Annotated in this window: 2 protein-coding genes; both read right to left on the bottom strand. The window is 72.5% G+C overall.

Annotated features, from left to right (window positions below; translation table 11 throughout):
• Positions 1–907: alpha-hydroxy-acid oxidizing protein (locus GT030_RS05765; RefSeq protein ID WP_161200143.1), on the bottom strand; the 907-nt coding region annotated here is incomplete at its 3' end.
• An 88-nt stretch (positions 908–995) separates the two neighbouring features.
• Positions 996–2,136 (bottom strand): tetratricopeptide repeat protein (locus GT030_RS05760; protein ID WP_161200142.1); only part of this gene is annotated, 1,141 nt, incomplete at its 5' end.

Below are 2,136 nucleotides of genomic sequence, written 5' to 3'. Positions count from 1 at the left end.
CGACACCCGGCAGGGCGTCGGCGGCCGCGACGGAGCCGGCGACCTGGCGGCCGCCGTGGTTGGAGACCACCACCCCGTCCATCCCGGCGTCGGCGGCCGCGCGGGCGTCGTCCGGGTGCAGGATGCCCTTGAGGACGATGGGGCCGTCCCAGTGCTCCCGCAGGAACGCCAGGTCCGGCCAGGTGTGCCCGGCGTCCCCGAAGAGGCCGAGGAAGCGGAGGACGGCCGCGTTCGGGTCCTCCTCCACCGGCTTGGCGAGCCCTGCCCGGAAGGCGGGGTCGGTGAAGTAGTTGGCGGTGCCGACGCCGTGCAGGAACGGCAGGTACGCCCGGTCCAGATCGCGCGGGCGCCAGGACAGCAGCGGGGTGTCCAGCGTGACGACCAGCACCGAGAACCCGGCCGCCCGGGCCCGGTCCAGGAAGCTCCGGGTCACCTCGCGGTCGCTGCCCCAGTAGAGCTGGAACCAGCGCTCGGCGTCCCCCATCGCCTCCGCGACGGTCTCCATCGGCGTGCTCGACGCCGACGACAGGATGAACGGCACGCCCTGCGCGGCGGCGGCCCGTGCGGCCCCGCACTCCGCGTCCGGGTGCATGATCGACAGCACGCCGACGGGCGCGAGGGCCAGCGGCGCGGGCAGCGTACGGCCCAGCACCCGTACGGAGAGATCGCGTTCCTCGACGTCACGCAGCATGCGCGGCACGATCCTGCGGCGCTCCAGCGCGGTGCGATTGGCCCGCTCGGTGCTGCCGTTCCCGGCGCTCCCCGCGACGTACCCGACCGGGCCCGGCCCGAGCCGGTGCTCCGCCAGCTCCTCCAGCCGGGTCAGATCGGTGGGCAGCCGGGGGACTGTCCCGTTCATTCCGTTCAGATAGATCTCGTACTGAAAGTCGGCCCACCGAGCACCCACGCCGTCGCTCCCTTTCGTTGGGGTGTCATGCTCAGCTCAGTGTGCCTCAGGGGGTGGCCCGAACCACTGGTGGTCAGGAAGGCGGTGTTCAAGACGAGTTGTCCCGCAGCCACGCAAGACGTTCCGCCGTGGTGCGGGTCAGTGGGTGGTGGGGGCCGAAGGTGCGGGTGTAGTCCGTGTGGCAGCGGGTGAGGAGGGTGGTGGCCTCCTCGTGGTCGCCGTTGTCGATCAGGACGTTGGCGAGGTTGTCGCGGGCGTGCAGGGTGTCGGGGTGGGATTCGCCCTTGTGGTGGGTGGTGAGGGTGAGGACTTCGCGGAGGGTCCGGGCCGCTTCGGCGTAGTGCTCGCGGGCGTGGAGGACGGCGGCGAGGTTGTTGCGGGTGGTGAGGGTGTCGGGGTGGGCCGGGCCCTTGGTGCGCTGCTGGGTGGTGAGGACCGAGCGCATCACCGCCTCTGCCTCGTCCAGACGGTCAAGCCGGCACAGGGCCGCGCCCAGGTTGGCGCGGGCGGCCAGGCCGGTGTCCTCGTCCTGGAGGCCCCGGCGCTCCAACCTGGCGATGAGAGAGCGTAGTTCGCCTTCCGCCTCCGCCCAGTGCCCGGCCTTGACCAGGGCCGCCGCGTGGCTGCTGGTGGCGGAGAGGACCGCCGGGTCGTCCGGGCCGAGCAGGCGCTTGCGGCGTTCGAGCACGTCCCGGCGCAGGGCGGCCGCCTCCGGCTCGCGGCGCAGGTCCTCCAGCACCGAGGCCAGGGAGGACGCGCTGTCCAGGGTGTGCGGGTGGTCCGGCCCGAGGAGTCCGGCGCGGCTGGTCCACATGCTGCGCCACACCTCCTCCGACTTGCCCAACTCGCCCGTCACGTGCATCAGTCCGGCCAAGTCGGCGGCGGTCGTCAGGGTGTCCTCGTGGACGTAGCCGAGAGTCCGGGACTGGGTGTACACCAGGGCCATCAGCCGCTCGCGCGCCTCATCCTGGCGACCCTCCATGTGGGTCAGCACACGGGCGTAGTCGCGGAACGCCCGCAGGGTTTCCGGGTGTTCGGGGCCGAGCCGCTGATGGGCCGAGTTGGCGCGCATGCCGTAGAACTCGTGCGGGGGCAGGCCGACGCGGCTGATCTCCTCCTCGGTGCCGTCCTCATTGAGCATCGTGAAGACCAGGTCGGCGGCCGGGGGCAGTGCCGGTTCGGGGGTGTCCGGGCGACCGTCGTCCCCGCGTTTCCTGCGCCGTCCGAGG

The organism is Streptomyces sp. SID1328, from assembly GCF_009865595.1.
GTDB classification, from domain to species: domain Bacteria; phylum Actinomycetota; class Actinomycetes; order Streptomycetales; family Streptomycetaceae; genus Streptomyces; species Streptomyces griseoluteus.
Note: the sequence above shows the minus strand (reverse complement) of the source record. Positions and strands in the feature narration are given on the sequence as shown.